This is a genomic window from Mariniflexile aquimaris (assembly GCF_042676825.1).
Taxonomy (GTDB): domain Bacteria; phylum Bacteroidota; class Bacteroidia; order Flavobacteriales; family Flavobacteriaceae; genus Mariniflexile; species Mariniflexile aquimaris.
Window position 1 is genome coordinate 526,359 of sequence record NZ_JBHTIB010000002.1, and the last position, 19,974, is coordinate 546,332.

The window sequence follows — 19,974 nt, forward strand, 5'->3', positions numbered from 1 at the left end:
TTTTAATCGTTTTCATTACCTGCTCAATAAGCCAGTTTATTTATGCTAATTATTTAATGAGCGAAATGTTATTTCAGTTTTTAATTGTGCTTTTATGCTACTTTTTTCATCAAATAGTTACTAAGAAAACAATATATCAACTCGTTTATTTTCAGATTATAATCATCCTTCTTTTTTTAACTAAACCAATTTTTTATCTATTTATAGTGCCTAATATATTTCTATGTGTCTGGTTCACTAAACATATTAAAAAAGCGTATTTATTTTCTTTAATCCCCATTCTTGTTTGTGTTTTATATATGAATTGGAACCAGTCAAGAACTGGTAGTTATGACTTTTCAAGTATTCAAAATATAAACTTGAAAAATTACAACTTATATTATTTCAATTTAAACAAATATGGTGAAGCTTATGCCAAAAAAGTAGATGCAAAAATATCAGTCCTTGCCAACGCTAAAAGCACCTTTGCAGAAAGACAAAATGAGATTAATAAGCAATCTATTGGCTATATAAAAAAGGACTGGTTTAGTTATTCTTTAATGCACATAAAAGGGAGTTTTAGAATGTTTTTAGATCCTGGCAGATTTGATTTGTACAATTTTTTTGTATTTAAAAATAATACTGAGGTTGGGTTTTTGCACCATTTAAACAAAAATGGCGTTTTTGGAGCATATGAATATTTTAAAAAACAACCATTTCTAATTCTTTTGGTAATACCTATCATACTATTGTTTAATATTTTGAAGTTAATTGGATTCGCAAGGTTTTGGTTGTATAATTACAAATCAACTCCTGTGGTGTTTTGGTTTATGCTATTTATTATTATTTACATCACTGCTTTAACGGGATTAATTGGCTCGTCAAGATTTTTAGTACCTATATTGCCTATATATATATTATTTGCAACAATAGGCTTGTCAAAAAACAAAAAAACAAATGAAAAAAGTTATAGTTATTGGTGCTGGTCCAGCGGGACTTAGTTGTGCATATGAACTAAGCAAAAAAGGGGTTGAAGTTACAGTTTTTGAGGCCAGCAATAGCGTTGGCGGTATGGCCAGGAGCTTTGACTTATGGGGACAAAGAGTTGATTTAGGTCCACATCGTTTTTTTTCAAAACAAAAAGAAATTAATACTTTTTTTAAAGAATTAATAAAAGATGATTATACTTTAGTAGACAGGCAAACACGTATATTTTATAATGGCAAATACTTTCATTATCCATTAAAATTTGGAAATGTTTTACAAAATTTGTCTTTAATTACGATATTTAAAATTCTTTGGGATTATTTAATACAAACTATTAATCCTATAAAAAATCCTAAAAACTTAGAAGAATGGATAAGCAACCGTTTTGGCAAAAAGCTTTATACAATTTTTTTTAAGCATTATAGTGAAAAACTATGGGGCGTACCATGCACTCAAATTGATGCGGACTGGGCTGCACAAAGAATTAAAACATTATCTTTAACACAGGCTGTAATTTCTGCCATATTTAAGAATAATGGTAAAAAACATAAAACTTTAGTAGATCAGTTTGCATATCCGCACAATGGCTCGGGAACCTTGTATGAACGTGCAGCTAACTCTATTGAAAATAACAAAGGAAGTGTTCGATTTAATACACCAATAAAAAGAGTATTACTTAATCCGGATAACAACAAAGTTTATGGGGTTGAATTATATGATGGCTCAATAGTTGAAGCAGATTTTGTGGTTTCAACAATGCCTTTAACAACATTAATTAAAGGCTTTAATAATACGCCTGCAAGTGTAAAAACCGCGATTAATTTACTTTATTTTAGGAATACTATTTTAGTTTATTTTGAAGTGGAAGAAAAAGAATTATTTCAAGATAATTGGCTTTATATTCATTCCCCTGATGTTAAATTAGGGCGCATTACTAACTTTAGAAATTGGTGCCCTACATTAAACAAAGGAAAAGAAACTACGATACTAGCTTTAGAATATTGGTGCTTTAAGGAAGACCCTATGTGGTCACAAAATGATGGTGAACTTATAACTTTAGCAAAAAGTGAATTATTAAACATTAAACTTTCTAAAAAAGAAATTAACATTATTAATTCTAAAGTAATTAGAGTACCTAAATGTTATCCCGTCTACGAAACGGGGTATCAAGAAAATTTAAATGTTATTATAGATTATTTAAAAAGCATTGAAAATTTATTACCTATTGGACGATATGGTTCTTTTAAATATAACAATCAGGACCATTCCATTTTTATGGGACTTATGGCTGCTGAAAAAATAACGGGAAATAGTTCGATTGACTTATGGGATATAAATACGGATACCGAGTATCAAGAAGAAGGTAAAATTAAAGATGTACTGGTATATTAGCTTTAATTACAGTTAAAATGTCTCGTCCTGAAATAGCGTTACACAAAAACTCAGTGTAATGAAAACAAATTATGTAAAACGGACACAAAAAGACTACTCATTAAGTTTAAAACTCCAAATAGTCCAAGCTTTAGAACAAGGAGTATTATCCAGCACTCAAGCGCAGCGACAGTATGGTATTCAGGCGAGAAGTACCATTGTGAATTGGCTTAGAAAATATGGTACATTTGATTGGGAAAACCAAACACCATCTCATATGCCAAAAACACCAGAACAAAAGCTTTTAGAGCTAGAACAAGAAGTTCGTTTGTTAAAGAAGCAAAAGGCCTTTTTAGAGAAACAGGTAGAACAATCGGATAAGAAAGTAGTCTTATTCGATATGATGATTGATTTGGCAGAGAAAGAATATAATATTCCTATTAGAAAAAACTCCAAACCCGAGTAATCGATTTATCAAAAGAGCAATACGGTCAAAGTGTTAGTTCTTCCTGTGCATTACTTGGGGTAAGCAGACAGGTATATTATCGTTCAATTAGAAACGTAAAAAGGCGCCAAAACATAGCAGAGTGTGTTATTGGTTTAGTCAATCACATTCGAATTAAGATGCCAAAAATAGGTACAAGGAAATTGTATTACTTGCTCCAGGATTCTTTAAAAGGATTGGGTGTTGGTAGAGATAGATTATTTGCAATATTAAAAGCAAACCATATGCTGATTAAACCTAAACGAAGTTATCATATAACAACAAACTCACATCATAGATTTAGTAAGTATAGGAATCTTATTGAAAATTTAGACATTGAAAGACCAGAGCAAGTTTGGGTTGCAGATATTACTTATGTGGGCAATAGACAAAATCCAATGTACTTATCACTGATAACAGATGCGTTTTCGAAACAAATTATTGGGTACAATGTATCCAACACCCTTGAAACAACAGCAAGTATTAAAGCTTTAAAAAGAGCTATTAAGAACCGTAAATATCCAAATGAAAACTTATTCATCATTCAGATAGAGGCTTGCAATATTGCTCTAATGAATATCAACGATTGATTAACAGCAAAAAGATACAATGCAGTATGACCGAATCCTATGACCCCTATCAGAACGCGGTAGCCGAACGTGTCAATGGGATACTAAAACAAGAGTTTTTAATGAATACTAAAAATATAGACATTAAAACAATGAAAGCCTTAATCAAACAAAGCATAGAAATATACAATCATTACAGACCCCATTGGTCTTGTAATATGTTTACTCCAAACCAAATGCATAAGCAAAAAAAATGAAAATCAAAACTTATAAAAACAAAAATCTCCAAGAGTTGCAACTCTTGGAGATTTAAAACTATCTTTAAATAAACCTGTAAGGTTATTTAGGATTAGTCAAATTATAATTGTTATACTACTCCTTGATCTAACATGGTGTCTGCAACTTTTATAAATCCAGCAATGTTAGCACCTTTTACATAGTTTATATGCCCATCGTCTTGCATGCCATATTTAATACACGCTGAATGTATTGAAGACATCATTCGGTGCAATTTAGCGTCAACTTCTTCGGCTGTCCAGTTTAATTTCATGGCATTTTGTGACATTTCCAATCCAGAAACACCAACACCTCCAGCATTCACAGCTTTACCTGGTCCAAAAGGAACTTTTGCATTATGAAAAACTTCGACCGCTTCTGGAGTACAACCCATATTTGAAACTTCAGCAACATATTTAACACCATTAGCAATTAATGTAGCGGCATCTTCACCATCTAATTCATTTTGCGTAGCACATGGCATTGCGATATCACATTTTACTTCCCAAGGTTTCTTATCTGCAACAAATATTGCTTCAGGAAACTCATCGGCATATGGCGCAACAATATCATTATTGGAAGCTCTAAGCGCTAACATATATTCAATTTTATCGGCATCCAATCCTTTTTCATCATAGATATATCCATCAGGACCCGAAATGGTAACTACTTTACCACCCAATTCTGTCACTTTTAAAGCAACACCCCAAGCCACATTTCCAAACCCCGAAACGGCTACTATTTTATTTTTAAAAGAATCATTATTAGTTGCCAACATTTCATGAGTAAAATAGGTTGCTCCATATCCAGTGGCTTCTGGCCTTACCAAACTACCTCCCCAATTAAGACCTTTACCGGTTAAAACCCCTGTGTTTTCGAATTGAAGTTTTTTATACATCCCGTATAAATAACCAATTTCTCTACCGCCAGTACCTATGTCGCCCGCAGGTACATCTGTATTAGGGCCAATAATGCGCCATAATTCTAACATAAAAGCTTGACAGAAACGCATAATTTCGGCATCGGATTTTCCTTTTGGATTAAAATCCGACCCTCCTTTGGCGCCTCCTAAAGCCAATGTTGTAAGGGCATTTTTAAAAGTTTGCTCGAATCCTAAAAATTTAAGAATGCTTAAATTCACACTAGGATGTAATCGAATCCCTCCCTTGTAAGGCCCAATGGCATTGTTAAACTGTATTCTGTAGCCTAGATTTACATGAACTTGACCTTCGTCGTCTAACCAGGTAACCCTAAAAGTTAACACACGATCTGGCTCCACCAACCGTTCAATTATTTTAGCGGCTTCATATTGTGGGTTTTCATTATAAATAGATTCGATAGATTCCAATACTTCACGAACCGCTTGCAAGTATTCTTTTTCCCCCGGATGCTTTGTTTCAAGATTTGTTAAAATGTTTTTTACATTCATAATAGTTAAATATAAAAGTGTTAAAAATATACAACAAAAATACCGCTATTTAATTCAATATTATTTGATTTTTGAGGCTATTTTTTATGAATTTAATAAAATATTCTTTTAAAAATAACTCTATGATTAACTTTGAACAAAAAGTGACTACAAACCATTGATTCTTACATTTTTGCCATTACATAAACCCTTCGGGAGGGAAATCATTTATTGAATTTTCTAAAGATTCTAAATGGTTATTTATTTTAAACCCCGCTTTATAAATTGCAGCCTTATTACTTTTCCCTTCAATGATAATAGTTAATGGTTCTTTAAAACAAACATGTCTTAGATATTCGTCTTCATAACAAGCTTCTTGTTTGTTTAAATAATCTAAATCTAAAAAACCATCGTCCATAAATGGATTAATCGTGAAATAGCCCACTTTAAAAGAAGTTAGGTTTTGGAAGAAATGCGTGCCCTGACTAGGGTCTATTCTAAAATCATTTAAACCTGCTTCTACAATTATTTTCGCAGCAGAAATTTGAGGCCAAATTACAGGAATCCCCAACCAAGGATCACTTGATCCCCAGCGCCCTGGCCCGACTAAAATGTATTCCTGATCTTGATCTGAAAACTTTTTATTTATTTTTTCGACAGCGGCGGCAATTTCTCTGGTGTTAGCAGGATTGAATGTTTCCGGTTTTACATAAACAAAATTTCTTATATGATCGTATGTACCGTTTCCTAAAGCAGATTTCGAATAAATAATGGTGTCTGCCATATCGAAATTTTCCGGCAATTCATTTTTTGAATCAATACCTTCTACAATAGGTCTTATTTGTAAAAAACTAAATATTCTGGGTTGTCCTTTTGGAACATCTAGGTTAACGGCAAACTCTATTTCAATGGGATTTTGCATTTCACGTTGCCCGATGCGCAATAAATCCTGTAAAATTTCGGGCAATGGAAATGAATTATACTTTAAAACATTATCAAAAGTCACCACACGTAACCCATCATGTAAAACACCTGGTCTGATAATATTATTTTGTAAATCGTACGTGGAAGCAACAAATTTTAAAGAAGGGTGGTTTTTCGCCGCCCGCATGGTAATCTTCTTTTTATTGATGGCCTCACTGGTTGAAACCTTATAACTTTTAGGATCTAGATCTAAACCATAAAAATACTTTTGGGTATCTCGTAACGTTGAATCTGGAGTTGATAATTGCAAAACTTTTTTTGGATGACTTGGAGAAAAACGCAAGCTGCGTCCGCCACCAACAATAATTTCCCCTAAACCTAAAGCAATATTAGCGATACCCTCATTTGGTTTTTCGTTTCCTATTGGATAGAAATTAATAGAGCGGGCAACCCCAGATATATTTGGATAATAAACATCGCCATATTGTTTCCCTGTTAATTCCTGAAGAATAACCGCCATTTTATCTTCTTCAATAGTATGCGAAGTTGCTTTTAAATACACTTTACTTCCTTGAAAAAAAGCAGATGCCATAACCGATTTAATGGCATTGGACACCATTTCTAACATTTCATTGTTGTTAGTATTTGGAATCATGTAGGTTGCAAACACACCCGCAAAAGGCTGAAAATGGGAATCCTCTAAAACACTAGAAGAACGCACGGCGATGGGTCTTTTAACAACATTTAAAAATGCTTGAACATCTTCTAGCACCCATTGAGGCAAGGGTTTTGAAATAAATTTATTTAAAACTTCTTCGTCGTTATCTGATTTGGCAACAAATCTAATTAAATCATGTTGTTCTATAAATTCATCAAAAACCTCGGTACTAATAACAACCGTACGTGGTATTGAAATATTTACATTGTCGTATTTTCTAAAAAGTTTATGACGTTTTAAAAATGAATCAATAAATGCTAGTCCGCGTCCTTTTCCGCCAAGTGAACCTTCACCTATTCGTGCAAAACCTAAATATTCATCATACTTTTCTTTGTCAAATTTTACAATAACCCCTCGCGACTGGTAAATTCTATATACACTTATGGCGTCTATCAAGAATCGTCTAATTTGCTCAACATCTTCAAAATCGTCATACTCAACATTACTGAATAGATTGGCTAAAGGAAATAAGGCTCTCGATTTTAACCACTTAGAATATTCACTTCGTTTGGAGTGGTAGGCAATAGATTCTTTAGAAACCGTTTTTATGGTTTTTTGGAATTCGCTCAAATTTTTAGCAACCCCTAAAACCTTCATTTGCTCGGGATCCCAGAATTCAAAATCACCAAACGAAAAATACTTGTTAATATAGTTTTTTAAATCGGTACCTAAGGTTTCTGAATGTTTATATAAAAATTTAGCCTTTAAGTTAGTGGCTATTATTTCGTTATCACTATCGGAAGATTGAATTAAAAAAGGCATATAGCGGTGCGAACTTCTCACATATTTTAAAAATTCGAAACCAGCATTGGGGTCTCGTTTACCATCTTTAAAATAATTAACATCTGAAATGACACCTAAAAAATTGTCTTTGTATTTTTCAAAAAGCGCTAAACCTTCTTCGTAAGTCGTTGCCAATAATATTTTTGGGCGCCCGCGCATAACCATCATACTTCTATGTTCATTAAGGCCTTCGGACATAAAAGCATGTGTTTGTTTTAAGATAATCTTATACATTATGGGCAAATACCTTGAATAGAATTTTAATGAATCTTCTACCATTAAAATCGCTTTTACACCAATTTGATTGATATCTCTGTCGGCATTCATCCGGTCTTCGGTTAATTTGATAATTGCCAAGAAAATATCAACATTCCCATTCCAATGAAAAACAAAGTCAATAATACCTTTATTCCCTTTTTGTAATTTATGCCTTAATTCTGAAGAGTAAAAACTTAAAGCGGCAATTGGAACCTCTGGAAAAGCTTCCTTAATCTCTTTAGAAGTTTCGAAAGCATTAAAGTTTCCAACATCTAACCAGGTAATGACCAAATCGACTTTGATTTCGCGCATTAATTTTATAGCCCTTTTTGCAGAAATAGCATGCACAAAATTTGGAGGATACCTTAAATTTAAATCTGTATATTCATTAAAAATGCGCTCATCTATCCTACCGTCTTCTTCTAACATATAATAATCATAGTTAGAACAAACTATTAGAATTTTATTAATTCTATTTTGCATTAATTCATTAAATGCAACTTCTTCAAATTCGTAGTTTCTTAAATCTGGTAAGGGATTTCTAATCATTTTTTCTAACCATTATTTCTATTGCAAGATAAATGTTTTGCAGCTTTTTTCACAATAATAACCTAAAGCAAAAAGGGCTGCTTTGTAGCAACCCTTTTAATTATATTAAGACTTCTATTATCTTAAACAACGCCTTGGGCTAACATGGCGTCTGCAACTTTAACAAACCCTGCTATATTAGCGCCTTTTACATAGTCGATATAACCATCTTCACTTTTACCGTATTTTATACAAGAATCGTGAATATTAGACATGATTTCTTTTAGTTTTTTATCTACTTCTTCGCGTGTCCAGTTAAAACGCAAGGAATTTTGTGTCATTTCTAAACCAGACGTTGCGACACCACCCGCGTTAGATGCTTTACCTGGTGCATATAATATTCTCGCTTTTTGAAATGTATGCACTGCGTGTATGGTAGATGGCATATTGGCGCCTTCGCTTACGCAAATACAGCCATTTTTTAATAACATTTTTGCATCATCGTCGTTCAGTTCGTTTTGAGTAGCACAAGGCATGGCTATATCGCAAGCTACATCCCATGGTGTTTTACCTTTTACAAACTTAGCATTTGGATACGATTCTAAGTACTCACTAATACGCGCTCTTTTTACGTTTTTAAGCTCCATAATCAACGCTAATTTGGTTGCATCAATTCCATCGGCATCATGGATATATCCTGAAGAATCAGACATCGTTAATACTTTGGCACCTAATTGTATGCATTTTTCAACAGCATATTGCGCCACATTTCCAGATCCGGAAACAACTACCTTTTTACCCTTTAAATTTTGCCCTCTAGTTTCCAACATTTTTTCAGCAAAATAAACAGTTCCGTAACCTGTTGCTTCGGGTCTTATTAACGAACCACCCCATGATAAGCCTTTACCAGTTAAAACCCCAGTAAATTCATTGTTTAGTTTTTTATACATCCCAAAAAGGAATCCTACTTCTCTAGCACCAACTCCAATATCGCCCGCAGGCACATCGGTATTCGGGCCAATATGTCTAAATAGTTCACTCATAAATGCATGACAGAAACGCATAATTTCGCCGTCGCTCTTTCCTTTTGGATCGAAATCACTTCCACCTTTACCTCCACCCATTGGCAAGGTTGTTAAGCTATTTTTAAACACTTGCTCGAATGCTAAAAACTTTAAAATACTCATATTCACAGTAGGGTGAAAACGCAATCCACCCTTATAAGGACCGATAGCAGAATTCATTTGAATTCTATAACCTCTGTTGACTTGTATTTCGCCCGAATCATCAATCCAACAAACTCTAAATGTTATAACACGCTCTGGCTCCACCATTCTTAACAGAATATTTTTACCATAATAAATATCGTGCTCAACAATGTAAGGAATTACAGTTTCTGCAACCTCCTCTACGGCTTGTAAAAATTCTGGTTCGTTTCCATTACGCACTTTTACAAGTTCCAAAAAAGCTTCAATAGTACTTTTCATATGTTAGTATTTAATTTTTTAAATAAATTTTGTTTTTTTGATTAAATTAGAGCTTCGCTAAGCGCTATATTCATTCTTAAATTATATCATTTTTATTAAATATACAATTTTAGACTACAAAGATACGTTATCTTTAAAAAATACAGTGTTTTTTTTTGAATTTCGCAATAAATAATTTTTGTAAAATTTCGGCGTTTATATAAAGATTTGATTCTAATTTCTCTTTTTATATATTTGTCTTATAATGCCTCAAAAAATAAACCTTAGTATGCCTAACTTGAAACATTTAGCTTTTGCTTTTTTCTTGTTTGTAATAACACATTCTGTGTATTCTCAGTTTGGTTTCTCGAATGAATTAGGTATAATTGCTGGCCCGGTGCAATTTCGATCTGACTTTGGAAGTAGAACGGATTCTGACACTAACAAGGGCAACATGGGTGTTGGTATTGGGATTATTCAATACGTGAACTTTTCTTATCGGAAAAATTATTCATATAGATTTAAAGAGACTTTTTTTATTGAACATTTTAAAGTTCGAAATGAAATTTCTTGGAACAGAACAGAATTAAATCATTTTGGAAGATGGGTAGACCCCAGCAAAACTTCTGAAGATGCTAAACGTTTAAGAGGCCATACTGGGGTGGCAAAAAATATTGATATCGGGACGCAATTAGAGTTTTACCCTTATAGCATCAGAGGCTTTGAATCTTTTACTCCTTTAATTTCGCCTTTTGCTAGCGTAGGGGTGCATTACACATTTTATAGTCCCGAAGTAAGTACTACCTATCAAAATTCTAATGCCGCTGCTATTGGCGACGTAAATGATGCCAGTAATTTTTACTCCTTATGGGATCCAGGATCTGTTGATGCCTCTTCGGGAGGTGCGTTTTCTTTAGTTTCTAGCGTTGGGATTCGTTATAAAGTAGGCAAACTATCCGATTTAATGCTAGACTTAAGATGGCAGTATTATTTTAAAGACACTATAGACGGACTCGACCACCAATTAGACTCTAACAAGTACAACGATTGGTTATTGTGGCTAAACGTAGGCTATATATTTTATTTAGATTAGATTTCCGCACAAAATCAATATTTTATTCGGTGTTTTCAAAAGCAATAATTACCTTTATTAAAGGTTAATATTTTACGCATGGTTATTAAAAAACAATTTTTATTCGTTTTATCGCTTTTTATCTTATTCGCTTGTAACGAAGATCCAAAAACAGCATTTACTGAAATAAACATTACTACCGATACCAATACTTTAGTTGAAGCAAATATACCCAGTGCTGTGGGCGGTACATTAATTACAAATGGTATAAATGCTGAAATAAATACCGTAGTGATGGCTGCTTTGCAAGTTGGAGATGCCGATAGTTTGACTACAAAATCCATAGAAGAAAGTATTAATTTATTTAACGATGAATACAAAGCGTTTAATAAAGATTTCCCAGACAGCACCCTCCCATGGGAAGCGCAAATTGATGGCGAAATTTTATACGAATCGCCAAAAATTATAACTGTTGCTATTACATCGTATGTTAATACTGGTGGCGCTCATGGCAATACCAAAATCACCTTTTTAAATTTTGATGCACAGACAGGAAAGCGGCTTCGTAATACCGAATTATTAAAAGATGTTGAAGGCTTTAACAAAATTGCAAAAGCGTATTTAAAAGACGCCCTTAAGGAAGAGGAAGTTCTTTTTGATGCCGATTCTTTTCAACTGCCAGAAAATATCGGATATACTATGGAAGGACTTGTGCTGCTTTATAACACCTACGAAATTGCTTCGTACGCCACAGGCCTTATAGAATTTACTATTCCTTATGAAAAAGCAAACAATTATTTAGTCTTTAATAGCTCTAAGTAAGGCCAAAACATAGCCAAAATGAAGGCCTTCATGAAACAACACAAAATTAAAGGCGTCGTCTATTGAGCTTAACGTATTACCGGTTGTTGTAACGGTATAAGGCGTAAAGTTTTTAAATACATTTTTTGCGTAATCCACCTTTGTTTTATCAATCGTGGTAAAAAGCAAATCTTTTAGTTCGTTTACGTCTTCTTGAGTTACATCACCTTCAGGTTTTGACCCCCTTTTATATTTATCAACCAACGCATCACTTACTAACATTGGTAACCCCGACAATTTATAGACCAGTATCTGTTGAATAACTACAATATGACCAATATTCCAAATTATGTTGTTATTAAATCCTTTAGGAATTTTATTTAAATCCTGTAAAGAACAACTTTCTATGAAGTTATTAAACGCTTTTCGCGTATTTGGCAACACCTCTAATGTAAAATGCATATCTTTTTTTTGATAAATATAGTTTTTCTATTAAAAAATGCTTTTGTTTTTCTATTAAAATGAATTAGATTTCCTTCCTAAAGGGAATGATAACACCTAACTATTATGAAAAAAGTATATTATTTAAAAACCTGTAGCACCTGTATTCGTATTTTAAAAGAATTGAACTTACCATCAGATTATATTTTACAGGATATTAAAACCGAAGCCATAACAGTAAAACAGTTGGAAGAAATGAAAGCACTTGCAGGGAGCTATGAAGCGCTTTTTAGCAAACGTTCTAAACTTTACAAGGAAATGGATTTAAAAAACCAAAAACTTGAAGAGCGCGATTATAAACACTATATATTGGAGCATTATACGTTTTTAAGCAGACCTGTAATTATTGTTGATGACCAAATTTTTATTGGGAATTCAAAAAATACCGTTGAAGCTGTTAAAAACGTTTTAAAGAACTAGTGACTTCGCCAAGACCCCTTCGACTCCGCTCAGGGTAAACTTCTCGTCTTTTTAACGATTTAGATAAAAATTTTAACTAGCTATTTATATTAGGAAGTGCAAAAGTTAGTGACTCCATCAGGATTCGAACCTGAATCTAAAGTTTAGGAAACTTTTGTTCTATCCCTTGAACTATGGAGCCTAAAACTAAAAAAGACCTACATGTAAATGTAAGTCTTTTTCTTGTTAACTTGCTCCCCCTCTTGGGCTCGAACCAAGGACCCTTTGATTAACAGTCAAATGCTCTAACCAACTGAGCTAAGGAGGAGTGTTATCCATATTTATTTTTAAGCTTTTCTGTTATTTCAGGATACTTCTTAAGATTCTGAATATACGTTTTGCTTTTCATTTTTTTTATATGCGCTTCTATTTTTCTTGCTTGCTCCCTATGAATACATGTAATTAAATGATACAATATCCAATCTGAAGTTATCTTTGTGTAAGCAGAATCATAAAAACCAGAATTATGTTGTTTTATTCTATTTTCGATATCAACACTTTCTCCAACATAATATTGGTTTAATGTTTCCGAAAAAAGTATGTAAACATAATTCACACTTTATTATTTTTAAGAACGTATTTCTCTTTTGCTCTAACCTCCCGATAGCTATCGGGATGAGCTAAGGAGGAGTGTTATCTTTTCGCCTAAGCGAGCGCAAATATATATATCTTTTTAATTACTGCAAACATTTTTTAAAAAAAATTTAATTAAAAATTGCTTTAAAGATATCGTTACCATTTGCGAACAAAACCAAGGCTATTAGTATAAAGAATCCAACCATTTGTGCATACTCCATAAACTTGTCTCCAGGTTTTCTTCCTGATACTATTTCGTATAGTAAAAACATTACATGTCCGCCATCTAAAGCAGGTATAGGCAACAGGTTTAAAACAGCCAACATAATAGATAAAAAGGCTGTTAAATACCAAAAGGCATGCCAGTTCCAAGTTGCAGGAAACATGTTTCCTATAGCCGCAAAACCACCAATTTGCGCTGCGCCTTTTTTGGTAAAAATATATTGAAACTGAGCTAAATAATCTTTTACTTCCCAATATCCCTGGCTTATTCCTCCCGTGATACTTTCAGCGATTGAATATTCTCTATTGCTTATTTTAATATAATCTTTATCGGTTGCTTTTACAGCTATGCCTATCGTTTTATCTTCATTTTGAGTAATACTTAAGTTTTTTACTTCATTATTACGCTCAACTTCTACGTTTAGTGCACTATTACCGTTGTTTTTAATCTGATACGCTAAATCGGTATAATAGGTTATTGGTTCTCCATTAACTGCGATAATCTTGTCTCCGGCTAACAATCCAGATATGTCTGCTGGCGAATCTTTTACTACAGAATCTAATTGAAATGGGTAGCGATGCGCTAACGCAGGAATATCGCCGGCTTCAAAAAGTTTTTTCCCAATGTCTTCGGGTAAGTTAATATCTTCTATAGACCCATCAGGATGTTCTACTTTAACATTATCTACCTTTCTAAACATTAAATATTTATTAATATCGATTGTAAGCTCTTCAAAAGGCTCTCCATTTACCGATATCACTTTATCTCCTTGTTGAAAACCATAAGCTTCTAATGTTTTTGAAACTCCAAAACCATATTTAATATCGTCTTTCGTGGTATAATTTGTACCCCAAACAAACAACATCATCATAAATAAAACGAATGCTAAAATAAAATTAACCGTTACGCCACCAAGCATAATGATTAAGCGTTGCCATGCTGGTTTAGAACGAAATTCCCAAGGCTGTGGCGGTAATGCCATTTGCTCGGTATCCATACTTTCGTCTATCATTCCAGATATTTTAACATAGCCCCCTAAAGGCAACCAACCAATACCGTACACTGTATCGCCAATTTTCTTTTTAAATAATGAAAATTTTACATCAAAAAATAAATAGAATTTTTCTACCCGCGTTTTAAATAGTTTTGCAGGGATAAAATGTCCCAACTCGTGTAGAACTACTAAAATGGAAAGACTCAATAGTAATTGAGTCGCTTTTATAAAAAATACAGTCATGTATTAAATTTTTTTTTAATCGGACAAAAGTAAGCTTTTAACACCATTTAGAAAACTAATGCGTATTTTACTTAGTTTTTTAACACAGTTTTATTAATTACACCTTCATTTGTGTACAATTGCACAAAAAGTATACCAGTAGAAAACGCCTCTATATTAACAACGGGAGACCAGTTAGAATGATACAAAAGTTGCCCTAGCGCATTAAATATTGTAATTTCTGAAACCTCTAAAGCATCTGGTTTTAAAATATTTAACTCGCTAAACGTGGGGTTTGGGAAAATTTTAAACGCATTATTGTTTACGAAACTATTAGCACTTAGCACCACGTTATTGTTTTTGGAAATTATATCTGATTCCGGATCAAATTGAACAGATGCCACCGTAAAATTAACGGTGTTTGCAAAAACCTCGTTATTAGTTGTATTGTTAAGTGTAATATCTAATCTTTCCCCTAAAGTGCCTATAAGACGAATTGGAATAGGCACTTCAAAATATGAAACCGAGGCGTCGCTCTGCGTTTGACTTACTTGTATGTTAACCTGATTAGCAGAAGGTTGATTCCATGAAATCGTATAACTTGGATAGCCTTGATTATATAACCAATCACTAAAGAATTCAGTTAAACTTTCGCCACTTGCAGCTTCCATAATAGGAATAAAATCTGCTGTTTTTGCGTATCCGTATGCAAGATTTACATCGGTTAAATAATTTTTTACGCCTTTATAGAAATTAACATCACCTAATTTTTTTCGGAGCATATGCAATACCATAGCACCTTTGTTATAGCTTAAGCGCCCGTTAAAAATTCTATTTACGCTAGTTGTATCTACATCCGATAAATAAACAGCGCCATTAGTGGCCGAGGTAATCGAGGTATTAAGATTTTGTTTCCAAGTTGTAAAAGCTGAATTTCCATCCAAATGTTCTACCACCAACCCAGATAAATAGGTTGCAAAACCCTCATTAAGCCAAATATCCTTCCAACTGCCACAGGTAACCTTATTTCCAAACCATTGATGCGCCAATTCGTGTGCTATTAAATATCGGTCGAAATTCCCCATAAAAGACACCGTTGTATGCTCCATACCACCGCCCCATCCAAATTGTGCATGTCCGTATTTTTCGTTGGCAAACGGATATTCTTCAAATAAATTAGCAAATAGATTCATAATATCTACTGTAATGGGTGTACTATTTTGTGCTGAACTTAAATTTTCTGGATAGACATAATTCACGATATCGAAAGGCTTGCTGTTATTGGCTACCGTATGCGAATACACGCTGTAGTTTGTAACGGCAATGGCAATTAAATAGGCCGGAATTGGATAGCGATGTTTAAAATGTGTGGTTTTGTTACTACCATTTACTACCTGCGATTGTTCTAAACCATTAGATACCGCAATATATTCTTCGCTCGAAGGGTTAAATCTTGGTGTGGTTATAAACACATCTATAGAATCTATTTTATCGTTCAAGTCTTGTTTACATGGCCACCAACCTTTGGCGCCATAAGGCTCAGAAAGCGTCCAAATTACAGGATTTCCATTATGTTGACTCTGCTCGAAAGAACCAAAACCAGAACTTACCGGATTACCAGAATAAGTAATAGTAAGAGAATCTATTACACCCGTATTTTGGGTTACGGGCAAGGTAACAACCAATTCGTCGTTGGTGTTTTGTGAAAAAGCCAGTGAAGTTCCGCGTTGGGTAACTTGAGAAACCGTCATATTACTGGCTAAGTCGAACGTAACTTGATTTAAATTTTCTTTAGCATTTAAATACGTGGTAACCTCACCCGATATGTATGCCACCGAAGGATCGACGGTAAATTCTAATCGATGGTATTTAATATCGTAATTTCCGGTGTTTACATTCGCCTTTTGAAGCATTTTTTTTAAGGCTGCTTTAGCTTCGGTTTTTTGAATTTGGTTGAACAATTTAATATAATCTTGCCCAAAAAAACTCCAAGTAAACAAACAGAACGTTGCTATAAATACGGGTTTCATTCTTTTAAACATTCCCTTTTCTAATTTTAGTCTAATTTTAATAGTTAAAAATACCCATTTAATACCGATGTGTCGTATTTTTGCTTGAATTCTTACAATAAAGCCTTAAATACTAACAAATGCTTTCGTTTTTTAAAGATTACAAACGCTTCGCAATCGTTTTTTTAATTATCTCTATTATAATTGTTACCATTATTTACAATACGCTAAACGTATATCAGCCATTGCCCATTTACCAACCGGCAATGGTAAATGAAGAGTTGGTAGATAGCACCATTCAATACCAAAGAAAATATCATAAAATAGCCGATTTTTCGCTTATTAATCAAAACGGAAAAACCATTACCCAAAACGATTATAAAGGAAAAATTTATGTAGCCGATTTCTTTTTTACGACCTGCTTAACTATTTGCCCGATTATGACGAACCATATGGCCGAAATTCAAAAAGAACTCATTAATGATAACGAAGTCTTGTTGCTTTCGCACTCGGTAACTCCTGAAATTGACTCAGTAGCGCAGCTTAAAAAATATGCTTTAGAAAAAGGTGTGATTGATGCCAAATGGAATTTAGTAACCGGTGATAAAAAGCAGATTTACGAATTGGCTAGAAAAAGTTATTTAGCGGTGAAGGATGATGGCGATGGCGGACCTTTTGATATGATTCATACCGAAAATTTTATGCTGATTGATAAAAAACGACAAATTAGAGGGTTTTACGATGGTACTAATGCGGAAGACATTGAGCGCTTACTTGATGATATTAAAATTTTGAAGCAAGAGAAATAATTACCGACTGTTTGTTGTTTAGTAGCGCACCGCGTTAGGGATTGAGCAATTGTTGGAGCTCTTCGCAGAAAGCGACTTGCGAAAGCCCGACCCTTGGGTAACGCCCAAAAAACTATTTTTAGACGCTTTTTTTTTAAAACTTTAAACTCTAAACTTTTAAACTTTTAAACTTTTACCTTACTTTTGCTTCTTTAAAATCAATCTAAATAAGTGTGCCATATACATTAGCAGATTTAAAGCGAGGAGAACGCGCCATAATACAGGATGTTTCGTCTATTAACATACCATTAAAACTACTTGAAATGGGATGTTTACCCGGCAATTCTGTAGAACTTGTTCAATTGGCTCCTTTTCAAGACCCCATGTATTTAAATATTAACGGTACACATTTGGCCATTAGAAAAGAAACCGCTATTCATATTTTAATAGACAAGATTGTATGAGTAAGCAAATAAATGTGGCCTTAATTGGGAACCCAAATACTGGAAAAACCTCTGTTTTTAATGCGCTTACTGGTTTAAACCAACAAGTTGGAAATTACCCAGGTATTACAGTTGAAAAAAAGGAAGGTATTTGCAAATTACCTCGTGGTGTGAAGGCGCATATTATAGATTTACCTGGAACCTATAGTTTAAACGCCTCGTCGCTTGATGAAAATGTGGTTATCGAGTTGCTTTTAAACAGAAATGATAAAGATTTCCCTGATATTGCTGTTGTTGTAAGTGATGTTGAAAATTTGAAGCGAAATTTGCTGCTTTTCACACAAATTAAGGATTTAGAAATTCCGACTATTTTGGTGATTAATATGGCCGATAGAATGAGCTACAAAGGCATTTCGTTAGATATCGACTATTTAGAACAACAACTTCAAACTAAAATTGCCTTAGTTAGCACTCGAAAAAAGGAAGGCATAGATACCTTAAAACAGCTTATTTCTAACTATAAAGATATTTCGGTATCGCCTTGTATTGACCCCAGCGACATTGATAAAGAATACTTTGACAGTTTAAGAAAAGCGTTTCCGAACCAACTTTTATACAAGCTTTGGCTGGTTATTACGCAGGATGTTAATTTTGGGAAAACCGATAGAAAAGAAATTGATGCCGTTGCTAATTTTAAAACGAAAAGCAAAGCCGATTTAAAACGACTGCAGCAAAAAGAAACTATAAAACGCTATCAGTTTATTAATGATGTTCTTAAAAAAGGGCAGACTATTGATGCGACACAGGCCAAAGATTTGCGCAGCAGATTAGACCGGGTTTTAACCCATAAAATATGGGGTTATTTTATTTTCTTTGTAATTCTGTTAACTATTTTTCAAGCGATTTACGATTGGTCGAGCGTACCAATGGATTTTATTGATAATGCATTTGCATTGTTAAGTGAATGGACTAAAAATCAATTACCTTCTGGAGCGTTTACAGATTTATTAGCTGAAGGTATTATTCCCGGGCTTGGTGGTATCGTTATTTTTATACCGCAAATCGCCTTTTTATTTTTATTTATTTCTGTTCTGGAAGAAAGTGGCTATATGAGTCGCGTTGTTTTTTTAATGGATAAGATTATGCGACAATTCGGGTTAAGTGGTAAAAGTGTAGTGCCGTTAATTTCTGGTACTGCCTGCGCTATTCCTGCTATTATGGCAACCCGAAACATTGAAAGCTGGAAAGAGCGCTTAATAACCATTTTAGTAACACCATTTACGACTTGTTCTGCGCGACTTCCGGTTTATTTAATAATCATCTCATTAATTATTCCAGAAGGGCGTTTTCTTGGATTGGGATATCAGGCATTAACACTCATGTTTTTATACCTTTTAGGCTTCGCCACAGCCGTGGTATCGGCCTATATTTTGAATAAAATTTTAAAAATAAAAAGCAAATCTTTCTTTGTGGTTGAAATGCCCAATTATAAGCTTCCGCTGTTTAAAAATGTGATGATTACGGTTCTTGAAAAAACAAAATCGTTTGTATTTGGAGCTGGAAAAATTATACTTGCCATCTCTATCGTGCTATGGTTTTTAGCCTCTCATGGTCCGGGAGAGCAATTTAATAACGCCGAAAGTATTGTAAAAGCGCAGTATGAAACGGAGCATTTATCGCAAGAAGACTTACAGCAAAAAATAGCTTCGCATAAATTAGAGCATTCGTTTATAGGCATAACAGGACGCTCCATTGAACCCGCTATTAGACCTTTGGGTTACGATTGGAAAATTGGTATCGCCATTGTTAGTAGTTTCGCGGCCAGAGAAGTATTTGTTGGTACTTTAGCCACTATTTATAGTGTGGGGAATGACGACGAAGCCACTATAAAAAACCGTATGGCGGCAGAGGTTAATCCGATTCTAGGAGGACCATTATTTACATTTGCATCAGGCATTTCGTTACTTTTATTCTATGCCTTTGCCATGCAGTGTATGAGTACGTTAGCGATTGTTAAAAAAGAAACAAATAGCTGGAAATGGCCTATTTTACAGTTAGTTATAATGAGTAGTTTCGCATATATTGTAGCGTTATTAGCGTTTCAATTTTTGAAATAACATATTCCTGAGAAATAA

Annotated in this window: 18 protein-coding genes and 2 tRNA genes; 11 read left to right on the forward strand and 9 right to left on the reverse strand. The window is 33.8% G+C overall.

Annotated elements, in window-relative coordinates:
* Positions 1–299 precede the first annotated feature (299 nt).
* The 5 genes from ACFQ0I_RS02310 (at position 300) to ACFQ0I_RS02330 (ending at position 3,647) form a co-directional block, all read left to right on the forward strand.
* Positions 300–980 (forward strand): hypothetical protein, encoded by a 681-nt coding sequence (locus ACFQ0I_RS02310; protein WP_379938985.1) that lies wholly within the window; start codon positions 300–302, stop codon positions 978–980.
* On the forward strand, positions 937–2,358 hold the full coding sequence (locus ACFQ0I_RS02315) for an FAD-dependent oxidoreductase (protein WP_379938987.1): 1,422 nt from the start codon (positions 937–939) through the stop codon (positions 2,356–2,358). The genes ACFQ0I_RS02310 and ACFQ0I_RS02315 overlap by 44 nt, the downstream gene beginning before the upstream one ends.
* 58 nt (positions 2,359–2,416) lie before the next feature.
* Positions 2,417–2,803 carry a transposase gene (locus ACFQ0I_RS02320; RefSeq protein WP_379938989.1) on the forward strand — a complete coding sequence of 129 codons (387 nt, stop codon included), beginning with the start codon at positions 2,417–2,419 and terminating at the stop codon, positions 2,801–2,803.
* A gap of 158 nt (positions 2,804–2,961) precedes the next feature.
* Positions 2,962–3,411 carry a DDE-type integrase/transposase/recombinase gene (locus ACFQ0I_RS02325; protein ID WP_379938991.1) on the forward strand — a complete coding sequence of 150 codons (450 nt, stop codon included), beginning with the start codon at positions 2,962–2,964 and terminating at the stop codon, positions 3,409–3,411.
* Positions 3,408–3,647 (forward strand): integrase core domain-containing protein, encoded by a 240-nt coding sequence (locus ACFQ0I_RS02330; protein ID WP_379938992.1) that lies wholly within the window; start codon positions 3,408–3,410, stop codon positions 3,645–3,647. Before ACFQ0I_RS02325 ends, ACFQ0I_RS02330 begins: the two co-directional genes overlap by 4 nt.
* A gap of 110 nt (positions 3,648–3,757) precedes the next feature.
* Here ACFQ0I_RS02330 and gdhA (ACFQ0I_RS02335) read toward each other — a convergent pair whose 3' ends face one another.
* The 3 genes from gdhA (ACFQ0I_RS02335) to gdhA (ACFQ0I_RS02345) all read right to left on the reverse strand — a co-directional run bounded on the left by gdhA (ACFQ0I_RS02335) (position 3,758) and on the right by gdhA (ACFQ0I_RS02345) (position 9,772).
* Positions 3,758–5,095, reverse strand: coding sequence for an NADP-specific glutamate dehydrogenase (gene gdhA / locus ACFQ0I_RS02335; protein ID WP_379938993.1), 1,338 nt, complete (start codon positions 5,093–5,095; stop codon positions 3,758–3,760).
* A 178-nt stretch (positions 5,096–5,273) separates the two neighbouring features.
* A complete protein-coding gene (locus tag ACFQ0I_RS02340; protein ID WP_379938994.1) occupies positions 5,274–8,306 on the reverse strand; it encodes a PEP/pyruvate-binding domain-containing protein in 3,033 nt (1,010 codons plus the stop codon).
* Between the two features lie 122 nt (positions 8,307–8,428).
* On the reverse strand, positions 8,429–9,772 hold the full coding sequence (gdhA, locus tag ACFQ0I_RS02345; protein WP_379938995.1) for an NADP-specific glutamate dehydrogenase: 1,344 nt from the start codon (positions 9,770–9,772) through the stop codon (positions 8,429–8,431).
* Between the two features lie 268 nt (positions 9,773–10,040).
* Between gdhA (ACFQ0I_RS02345) and ACFQ0I_RS02350 the strand changes: the two genes are divergently transcribed.
* Both ACFQ0I_RS02350 and ACFQ0I_RS02355 read left to right on the forward strand, forming a co-directional pair.
* Complete coding sequence (locus ACFQ0I_RS02350; RefSeq protein ID WP_379938996.1) at positions 10,041–10,844, forward strand: THC0290_0291 family protein; 804 nt, start codon at positions 10,041–10,043, stop codon at positions 10,842–10,844.
* 78 nt (positions 10,845–10,922) lie between these two features.
* Positions 10,923–11,645, forward strand: coding sequence for a DUF3298 and DUF4163 domain-containing protein (locus ACFQ0I_RS02355; protein ID WP_379938998.1), 723 nt, complete (start codon positions 10,923–10,925; stop codon positions 11,643–11,645).
* On the opposite strand, the gene ACFQ0I_RS02360 is transcribed toward ACFQ0I_RS02355, so the two are convergent.
* Positions 11,622–12,086 (reverse strand): DinB family protein, encoded by a 465-nt coding sequence (locus tag ACFQ0I_RS02360; protein ID WP_379939000.1) that lies wholly within the window; start codon positions 12,084–12,086, stop codon positions 11,622–11,624. The two genes, ACFQ0I_RS02355 and ACFQ0I_RS02360, sit on opposite strands and share 24 nt — an antisense overlap.
* 105 nt (positions 12,087–12,191) lie before the next feature.
* On the opposite strand from ACFQ0I_RS02360, the gene ACFQ0I_RS02365 reads away from it, so the two are divergent.
* Positions 12,192–12,545, forward strand: coding sequence for an arsenate reductase family protein (locus ACFQ0I_RS02365; protein ID WP_379939002.1), 354 nt, complete (start codon positions 12,192–12,194; stop codon positions 12,543–12,545).
* Positions 12,546–12,654: 109 nt separating this feature from the next.
* On the opposite strand, the gene ACFQ0I_RS02370 is transcribed toward ACFQ0I_RS02365, so the two are convergent.
* The 5 genes from ACFQ0I_RS02370 to ACFQ0I_RS02390 form a co-directional block, all read right to left on the reverse strand.
* Positions 12,655–12,726, reverse strand: a tRNA-Arg gene (locus tag ACFQ0I_RS02370).
* 52 nt (positions 12,727–12,778) lie between these two features.
* Positions 12,779–12,852 (reverse strand) — tRNA-Asn (locus ACFQ0I_RS02375).
* Positions 12,853–12,855: 3 nt separating this feature from the next.
* Positions 12,856–13,140, reverse strand: coding sequence for a GIY-YIG nuclease family protein (locus ACFQ0I_RS02380; RefSeq protein WP_379939004.1), 285 nt, complete (start codon positions 13,138–13,140; stop codon positions 12,856–12,858).
* A 148-nt stretch (positions 13,141–13,288) separates the two neighbouring features.
* Positions 13,289–14,620, reverse strand: coding sequence for an RIP metalloprotease RseP (gene rseP, locus ACFQ0I_RS02385; RefSeq protein ID WP_379939006.1), 1,332 nt, complete (start codon positions 14,618–14,620; stop codon positions 13,289–13,291).
* 71 nt (positions 14,621–14,691) lie between these two features.
* Positions 14,692–16,629 carry a M1 family aminopeptidase gene (locus tag ACFQ0I_RS02390; protein ID WP_379939007.1) on the reverse strand — a complete coding sequence of 646 codons (1,938 nt, stop codon included), beginning with the start codon at positions 16,627–16,629 and terminating at the stop codon, positions 14,692–14,694.
* A 119-nt stretch (positions 16,630–16,748) separates the two neighbouring features.
* Here ACFQ0I_RS02390 and ACFQ0I_RS02395 point away from each other — a divergent pair, with 119 nt between their 5' ends.
* From ACFQ0I_RS02395 to feoB, 3 genes are all read left to right on the forward strand, one after another.
* On the forward strand, positions 16,749–17,417 hold the full coding sequence (locus tag ACFQ0I_RS02395; RefSeq protein ID WP_379939009.1) for an SCO family protein: 669 nt from the start codon (positions 16,749–16,751) through the stop codon (positions 17,415–17,417).
* A gap of 212 nt (positions 17,418–17,629) precedes the next feature.
* A complete protein-coding gene (locus ACFQ0I_RS02400) occupies positions 17,630–17,860 on the forward strand; it encodes a FeoA family protein (RefSeq protein WP_379939011.1) in 231 nt (76 codons plus the stop codon).
* Positions 17,857–19,956 carry a ferrous iron transport protein B gene (feoB, locus tag ACFQ0I_RS02405; RefSeq protein ID WP_379939013.1) on the forward strand — a complete coding sequence of 700 codons (2,100 nt, stop codon included), beginning with the start codon at positions 17,857–17,859 and terminating at the stop codon, positions 19,954–19,956. The genes ACFQ0I_RS02400 and feoB overlap by 4 nt, the downstream gene beginning before the upstream one ends.
* Positions 19,957–19,974: the final 18 nt, after the last annotated feature.